This is a genomic window from Pseudoalteromonas sp. S558 (genome assembly GCF_005886635.1).
In the GTDB taxonomy this organism is placed as follows: Bacteria; Pseudomonadota; Gammaproteobacteria; order Enterobacterales; family Alteromonadaceae; genus Pseudoalteromonas; species Pseudoalteromonas aliena.
Genome location: NZ_PNDU01000390.1, coordinates 1 through 8493 on the forward strand (window position 1 = coordinate 1; position 8493 = coordinate 8493).

Sequence of the window (8493 nt, forward strand, 5' to 3'; positions counted from 1 at the left end):
GCTTTTAAAAGCTCCCCTTTTAGTTTAATAAAATGGGTATAGATTATTTTTTATCAAACGCGCGTTTCATGTAGTTAGGTGTCGCGAGTGCGCCATGATGAATACCACTGTTGTAGTATTCACTATGCTCGGCTATTTGTGCTGCGCCGTCTTCTCTAAAGCCGTCAAATGCTTGTGATTTACGTGCAAGTGTTACTGACCATAAACCACTTGGGTAAATTGGTTGCGGGAACGGCAGTGTTTGTAAATCGTTAAAGCCTACGCTTAACATTGCTTCGCGCATTTCAACTAATAATGGCATATGCATAAGTGGTGATTCACTTTGTTGCACTAAAATACCACCTGGGCGCAGTGCATTTAAACAGCTTGTATAAAATGCATGATTAAATAAACCTTCGCCTGGGCCTACTGGATCTGTGCCATCAACAATAACCACGTCAATGGATTCGCCAGCCGCTTCGCGCATATATTTAATACCGTCGTCAAACATCACTGTTGCACGGGCGTCGTTGTTAGACTCGCAAAGCTCTGGGAAGTACTTTAACGACATTTGCGTAACTACTTCATCTATGTCTATTTGCGTTACAGTTTCTACGCCTGGGTGTTTTAATACCTCGCGTAAAGTACCGCAGTCGCCACCACCAATAATAACCACGTTTTTAGGGTTTGGGTGTGCTAAAAGTGCAGGGTGGCTGATCATCTCATGATAAAAGAAGTTTTCGCGGGTTGTTACCATAGTACACCCGTCGATGATCATTAAATTACCAAAGTCTGTGGTTTCAAACATTTCTACCTTTTGAAAAGGAGACTGTTTTTCATCTAACTTTTTGTTAATACGTAATGAAAATGCGCTGCCATCGCGGTCGCTAATTTCAGTAAACCACTTACTTTGATCTAAATTTGCCATAGTTGCTATTACACTTTTTAGGTTGAGTATGAAAAAGGGGCAATTCTGCCAGTGCTTGGCGTTTTGCTCAACGACATTTTAACTGATTTAACGAATAAAGTTAGTTAGGAGTGAGTGAAAGTTCAATTTTTGTTAGCCTAGTGGATAGTGACGTATTAAAATGCGCCTTTATACCTAATTGACTAAAGAAGAGTTGCCATGACCTGGGGTTTAGAAACAGCACGCGCCACTTATAACGTTGCTCATTGGAGTGATGGTTATTTTGATATTAACGCACAAGGCGAACTGGTGGCTTACCCAGATGGCGACCAAACAAAACCGGCCATTTCTTTAACGCAATTAACTGAGCAGTTTAAACAACAAGGTTTAACGTTGCCGGTTTTAGTGCGCTTTACCGATATTTTACAAAACCGTGTAGACACGCTCACAAATGCATTTACGCAAGCACGAGCAAATCGTGAGTACAATGGTAAATACACCTGCGTTTACCCAATTAAAGTAAATCAGCAGCGCTCCGTAGTCAGTAAACTATTAGCGCACCCAAGCGGACTTGTTGGCCTAGAAGCAGGCTCAAAGCCAGAGCTGATGGCCATTTTGGGTGTAGCAAAAGAGCCAATTACTATTGTGTGTAACGGCTATAAAGACAGTGAGTTTTTACGCTTAGCGTGTATTGGTCAAGCAATGGGGCACAGCGTAAAAATTGTGGTAGAAAAGCTTTCAGAATTGACCACACTACTTGAAGAAATAGACAACCTAGGCATTGAGCCTGCTATTGGCATTCGCATTCGCCTAAATTCAGTCGGTAAAGGCAAATGGCAAAATACCGGTGGCGAAAAAGGCAAGTTTGGTTTAACAGCGGGTCAAGTGCTAAGCGCTGTTGAAGTGCTTAAAAAGCATAACAAATTGCACTTAATGCAAATGGTGCATTTTCATATTGGTTCTCAAATTGCCAATATTCGCGATATTCACCGTGCTTTACGTGAATGTGCACGCCACTTTGCTGAGCTTACACAATTAAACGTACCGTTAAATACGGTTGATGTGGGCGGCGGCTTAGGTGTTGATTACGAGGGCTCTGGCTCGCGTAGTGCATGTTCAATGAATTACACCGTAGAAGAGTATGCGCGTAACGTAGTGAATGCATTTGCCGAAGTGTGCGACCAGCATAACCTTACGCATCCGGCTATTATCACCGAGTCAGGTCGCGCATTAACCGCCCATCATGCCGTGTTAATTACCGATGTTATTGATGTAGAAAAAGCGCCAAATTATTTAAATCCAGAAGCACCGCTTGAAAACAGTGCATTAGTACTCGATGAAATGTGGCAGTGTTTACAGCGTTTAAATCCGCGTATGGCGCTAGAAATTTATCACGATGCTATGCACCTATTTAGCGAGGCGCACGATCAATACGTGCATGGTTTAGTGAGCATGGTAGAGTGGGCGAAAATAGAGCAGCTTTACTTTACTATTTTACATCGTGTACGTGCATCGCTTAGTAATAATGCGCGTGCTCATCGAGAAGTGCTCGATGATTTAAACGAAAAGTTGGCTGATAAGTTGTTTGTTAATTTTTCATTGTTTCAGTCATTGCCAGATGTGTGGGGTATTCAGCAGTTATTTCCGGTTATGCCAATCGAAAATTTAACTCAACCATTGACGCAACGTGCGATTATTCAAGATATTACCTGTGATTCTGACGGGCAAATCCGTGAATACGTTGAAGGAGCGGGTATTGAAACCAGCTTACCAATTCCAGAATATAAGCACGGTGAGCAATATCATATTGCCATGTTTATGGTCGGGGCGTATCAAGAAATTTTAGGTGATTTACATAACTTATTTGGCGATACTGATTCTGTGCATGTGGAGCTTAACGACGATGGTTATGTATTAACCAATGCCATAAAAGGTGATAGCGTTAAGGATGTATTAAAGTTTGTTGACTATGATAGCGCCATTTTAGCCGATAACTTTGCGTATCAAGTTAATAAGCTTGATGTATCGACGCAGTGTAAAGAAGGTTACTTAGCTGAGCTTAATGCAGGCCTTGAAGGTTATACTTATTTTGAAGATTAATTTGTAAGCAACTTAAAGCGCAGCAATAAAGTTGCTGCGCCATGTTTAAAGGAAGTAGAAGTAATGTCAGTTATTCGCGGTGTACTTAGTATTATTTTGTACGCAATAAACACACTCTTTTGGTTTGTACCTATCTTTATTTGTGGGCTTATAAAGCTTATTCCAATCAAGCCATTACAAAAAATAATGAGCTGGGCTGCTAAGCAATTCGCAACTGTTTGGGTTACCTTTAATAGCTTAAATCAAAAGTTGTTTACGCCAACAAAACTTAACGTAATTGGCCTTGAAGATCTTAAGCTAAAAGATTGGTATTTGGTTATTGCAAACCACCAAAGCTGGGTCGATATTTTAGTATTGCAGCGCGTATTTAATCGTAAAATTCCATTTTTAAACTTCTTTTTGAAAAAAGAGCTTATTTACGTGCCTATTTTAGGATTATGTTGGTGGGCGCTTGATTTCCCATTTATGACGCGTACCAGTAAAAGCCAATTAAAAAAGAATCCTAAGCTACGTGGCAAAGATTTAGAAACAACGCGTAAAGCTTGCGAAAAATTCAAAGAAATGCCGGTAAGTGTGGTTAACTTCGTGGAAGGTACGCGTTTTACAGCGTCCAAACACAAGCGTCAAGATAGCCCATTTCCACACTTACTCAAGCCAAAAGCGGGCGGTATCGCGTTTGTAATGCAAGCAATGGGTGAGCAAATAACTAAAGTAGTTAATGTCACCATTCATTACCCTGATGGTATTCCTACTTTTATGGATTTTGCTGGTGGCAGAGTAAAAAATATTAACATACACGTGGAAGTAAGGCCGGTAAGCGAAGAGTTAATCGGTGACTACACCGGTGACTCTGAATTTAGAGTGCGCTTTCAAAGTGAACTAAATCGTTTATGGGAAGACAAAGAGCAAACATTACAATCGCTTGAAAACATCCCTAAATAAAAGGTAAAAATATGAGCTTACGGTTATGCTAAAAAAATGGTTACCAAACTGGCTTAACGGCTTAATTGTAGGCTGTGTATTGTTTTCTAATGTCATACTTTTTGGCTCGCTGGTATTAATGCTGGGCCTTATTAAGTTATTGCTTCCTTTATCTATTGTTAATTCTGTATTGCATAGCGCTTATCGTGGTTGGTGTAACGGCAATCGTTTAGGGCTTTGGTTAGGTTGTCCGAATATTGTGGTTGATATTAGTGGCGATTTAAACTCAAAAAGCTGGTATTTACTGATTTGTAATCACGCAAGCTGGTTAGATATAACCGTACTTAGCTCATTACATGCATTGCCAGCTCCTAAGTTTTTTTTAAAAGATGAACTCAAATACGTGCCCTTTATAGGCACTGGTGCGTGGGCTATGGGTATGCCGTTTATGAAACGGGTAAGCAAAGCACAACTTGCTAAAAATCCTAAGCTCAAAGGGCTGGATGTAGAGCGTACCAAGCATAGCTGTCGTAACTTTCGTCATCACCCAACAACTATCATTAATTTTGTAGAGGGTACACGCTACACGCCAGCTAAGCATAGCTTGCAACAAAGTCCCTTTAAACATTTACTAAAGCCTAAAGCTGGCGGTATTGCTTTTGCACTTGAAGTGTTAGCCGATCAATTTGATGCCATGCTCAATACAAGTTTAGTTTACAGCGGTAAAACCGATCATGTTTGCCGTAACTTGTTAAAAGGTGAATTGGATTCTATTTATGTGTCGATTGAGGTTATCCCTATTGATGAGAAAATGCAGGGCAGTTATCAAAGTGATGACGTATTTAAAGCCAATTTTCAACATTATGTGAATGAACTATGGGTTACTAAAGATCAGCAACTTGCCGATATCTATGCGCAACAAGACTTACCAGAGCCAAAAATCAGTAAGGAAATTGAAACACTATGACCAACACACACCTGCAGGAGTTAATTGCTCCTTGGTTTGAAAAAGTACCCGATGCAAATTTTCTTAGCTCAATTACCGCCACAGCAATCGGGGTATGCTCTTTACTCATTTTATATTTGTTTACACGTCGTTTAATGCTGCCAGGCATTCAAAAGGTTGTCACTAAATTGTCTCCTGAGCGTATTGGCGCACTTTCTCCAATGTTAACCAAGCTCAACAAACGCATTGCAGGGTTGCTTTGTTGTGTTTTGTTTTTAGCGACTTTCGACAGTGTTTATCCGGTTAACGAATTGGCCGCCGAAATATTAAAAACGGTAGGGCAGGCTTTATTAATTATCTACGTTGGCTTTATTATAAGCAGCATAGTGAGTATTGCTGGCGCTATTTATAACCAGCTTGAATTTGCCCGTGAAGTGCCTATTCAGGGTTTAATTCAGGTTGTTAAGCTCATTACCTTTATTGTATGTGGCATTTTAATTGTGAGCATAGTGCTGGAAAAATCGCCTACCTATATTCTCTCTGGTTTTGGCGCAATTGCGGCGGTTACATTATTGGTATTTAAAGACACTATATTAGGCTTTGTAGCGAGCATTCAAATTGCTGCAAATCGTTTGGTAACGTATGGTGATTGGATCCAAGTAGAAAATTATGGCGCTGATGGCGAGGTGATTGATTTAGGGTTAAATACCGTAAAAGTGCGTAACTGGGATAATACCATCACAACCATTCCTACTTATATGTTGGTGGCGGGCTCGTTTAAAAATTGGCGAGGTATGCAAGAATCCGGTGGGCGACGTATTAAGCGTTCACTTAATATTGATATGAATAGCATTTGCTTGGTGGGTGACGAGTTTAGAAAGCAAATTAACGCTGCAATCCCGCTACACGAATATATTCGCATCACCACATTGCCCGATCCTGTCTCTAACTTGGGGCTATTTCGCCGCTATGCCGAAGGCTATTTAAAGCAACACAGCAAAATTAATACCTCACTGACCTTAATGGTACGAGAGCTACAACCACTTAATCATGGTTTACCGATTGAGTTTTATTGCTTTAGTGAAGATAAACGCTGGATTTCGTACGAACACTTACAAGCCGAAATAATGGATCATTTATTGGCTGTATTGCCTATTTTTGGGTTACGAGCTTATCAAAGTGTTAGCGGGCAATTAAGCCCACCAACAAACACACCGCAAATAGATAAGCCTAGTATTAAAGTGCCCAATAATGCTGGCCAAGACCCACAGCAATAAATACGATTAATAGCCACCAAATAGGTGGCTTTTTAAATCGCAGCCATGCAAACGCGAGTATCACTAAAGCTACTTGCCAAAGGTTATGCACAGCCGAAGTCCAAATCGGCGAATATAGTGCCGCCGCTAAAAAACCTACTACTGCCGCATTAAGCGCTGCAATTGAGCTTGCAAAGCGTGGCTTACTTGCCAAATTAAGCCAGCTCTTCTGAAATGCCAAAATAAGTAAAAAGCCAGGCATAAATATAAGTAATGTAGCTATAAGTGCGCCCATTAAAGGTTGCTCAGTAGTAAGTTGTGCGCCTAAATAAGTAGCGATAGTAAACATAGGTCCAGGCACAGCTTGCGCGCTCGCGTAAGCACTTAAAAACTGATCATCACTCAATGCTGGTACGCCAGCTTGAAGTACCGGCAGTACTACGTGTCCGCCGCCAAACACCATTGCACCCGCTTGGTAAAAAGGGGTAAACAAAGCAAATTCTTGACCTAGAGGAAAAAAGCTAACGGCTAGTAGTAGTGCAAAGAGCCCCAGTGCAATCCAATTGATGTTATTTTTTTTGCTACTCGTATTTTCTGTTTCAGTTGGTGAGCCGAGTTTTAATAAAGGCCATATTGCACCCGTAATTGCAGCGGTTATTAAAATAGCGATTTGTGTACCAAGCATCGGAAACAACACCAAAGCAAGTGTACTCATTACCGCAAGTAGCTTAAGTGTAATACTAGTACAAAAGCTTTTAGCCATACTAAACGTGGCATCAGCCACAATAACAACGGCAAATAATTTTAAGCCTGCAATAATAGCAAAGTAAACAGCGTCAAACTGATGCGCACTGATAGCCAGCAGCATCATTATTAAAAACGAGGGTAGCGTAAAGCCTAAAAACGCAGCTATACCACCTAATGCACCAGCCCGCTCAACACCAATCGCAAAACTAACTTGGCTAGAGCCAGGCCCTGGCAGTGCTTGGCTTAAACTAATAAGCTGTGCGTAACGGGCACTAGTTAGCCAATTTAATGTATCTACAAAGTGGCGCTTAAAGTAACCCAAATGCGCAGCTGGGCCACCAAAGCTCATGCACCCTAGTAAAAAAAAATGTCTAAAAATAGCAAACAACATTGCGCTCATATCCTTTGTGAAATTCATTAAATTGTCACAAGGGAGTATGACATTTTTATTAAAATGGCACATTAGTTAGCGTATATAACTTAAAGTGCGCTGCTTTAAATTGAATAAGCCTATTTTTATCTGTCAGGCGTTGCTAATAGGGCTCCAATCCGTGTGCTGCATAGAGTGTTGAGCTTATAGCAAATTGCGATAAGTCAAGCAGAAAACAGAAAAGGGCAGAATGTGCCCATTGCCCAAGAATAATGACTGACACGCGAGTGAAGGTATAAAAAGGGATGAACTCACAGCTTAAAAAGTAAATTTAGTGACACAATATTTATATTAGCCGTTTAGCTTAACTAAGCTCAGTATACCGTTTAAATGAATAGTAAATTGGGTTTATATTGGAAAGTCCATAGTATTATAAATAATCATATATTACATGGAGGTTAGAATGTCTAAAGTGCAGATATACAAAGCAAGCATACCATTAGCAAAGAGCTTGATTGAAGGTAAATCATTTTATATACCCATTGAACCGAATTCTGCTGGTGTACTTAATAGCATTAATTTTAGCTCTTTTACGAAGCTTAATCGACTCGTTGCTGAGAAAGCGATAAGTTTATATAATCGAATGATTAGTAATGACAGGCTTTGTGTTATATCTATAACAATTTTTTTCACCCTTGTCTTAAGTACAAGTTGATGCATTAAATGCTCAACGAGTTGCTATTGGGTATACTATAGGGGCTGCTATTGGCGGTGCCGTAGGAAAGATTCTACTTCCTTTAGGACTTCATTTTGCTGCTGGTTCAGCTGCCGGTATGGGAGCTCGAAAGTTGACACTTAATAATTTACCTCAGCGTCATATTGATGATATTTTAATATCATTAGAAGCTTATATAAATGGCGGGATTGGACCTCAAAAGTCATATCAATCACATACTATTTCTCGAAATCAATATAAGTAGAAGGTAAATTTCTATGGATGAGTTTACTTGGTGGGTAATCGTTTTTTCTCTTTTTTTAGGTGGGGGAGCTGCATGGTTGCTTCCCAAAACATGGTTTAAGTTAGTCGGTCGAATTATGATTGTCGTTGGTATATTTGGAGCCTTTTTTACAGACTTTGAAATATTAAGCGCTTTTTGTTTTTCCTGTATACCAATTGGCTTTGGGTTATTAACTTATAATAAAAAGTATTCAGAGTCTTAGGCAAATACTCTTTATTTTCCGCCATTACAATTACGCAGACATTCAT

General features: G+C 40.0%; 7 protein-coding genes. 5 read left to right on the plus strand and 2 right to left on the minus strand.

Annotated features, from left to right (window positions below; translation table 11 throughout):
• Positions 1-43: 43 nt before the first annotated feature.
• Positions 44-907, minus strand: a complete 864-nt coding sequence (gene speE, locus CWB66_RS19825) for a polyamine aminopropyltransferase (RefSeq protein ID WP_138586704.1) — start codon at positions 905-907, stop codon at positions 44-46.
• A gap of 198 nt (positions 908-1105) precedes the next feature.
• On the opposite strand from speE, the gene speA reads away from it, so the two are divergent.
• The 4 genes from speA (at position 1106) to CWB66_RS19845 (ending at position 6130) form a co-directional block, all read left to right on the plus strand.
• On the plus strand, positions 1106-2986 hold the full coding sequence (gene speA, locus CWB66_RS19830) for a biosynthetic arginine decarboxylase (protein WP_077536343.1): 1881 nt from the start codon (positions 1106-1108) through the stop codon (positions 2984-2986).
• 63 nt (positions 2987-3049) lie between these two features.
• On the plus strand, positions 3050-3928 hold the full coding sequence (yihG, locus tag CWB66_RS19835) for a 1-acylglycerol-3-phosphate O-acyltransferase, YihG family (protein ID WP_138586706.1): 879 nt from the start codon (positions 3050-3052) through the stop codon (positions 3926-3928).
• A gap of 25 nt (positions 3929-3953) precedes the next feature.
• Entirely contained in the window at positions 3954-4874 is a 921-nt protein-coding gene (yihG, locus tag CWB66_RS19840; RefSeq protein WP_138586708.1) for a 1-acylglycerol-3-phosphate O-acyltransferase, YihG family, read from the plus strand.
• Positions 4871-6130 carry a mechanosensitive ion channel family protein gene (locus tag CWB66_RS19845; protein WP_077536340.1) on the plus strand — a complete coding sequence of 420 codons (1260 nt, stop codon included), beginning with the start codon at positions 4871-4873 and terminating at the stop codon, positions 6128-6130. The genes yihG (CWB66_RS19840) and CWB66_RS19845 overlap by 4 nt, the downstream gene beginning before the upstream one ends.
• On the opposite strand, the gene chrA is transcribed toward CWB66_RS19845, so the two are convergent.
• Positions 6090-7247: a chromate efflux transporter gene (chrA, locus tag CWB66_RS19850; RefSeq protein WP_138586711.1), complete on the minus strand. Its 1158-nt coding sequence runs from the start codon at positions 7245-7247 to the stop codon at positions 6090-6092. The genes CWB66_RS19845 and chrA overlap by 41 nt on opposite strands.
• A gap of 972 nt (positions 7248-8219) precedes the next feature.
• Here chrA and CWB66_RS19855 point away from each other — a divergent pair.
• Positions 8220-8447 carry a hypothetical protein gene (locus tag CWB66_RS19855; protein WP_138586710.1) on the plus strand — a complete coding sequence of 76 codons (228 nt, stop codon included), beginning with the start codon at positions 8220-8222 and terminating at the stop codon, positions 8445-8447.
• The last annotated feature ends 46 nt before the right edge of the window (positions 8448-8493 follow it).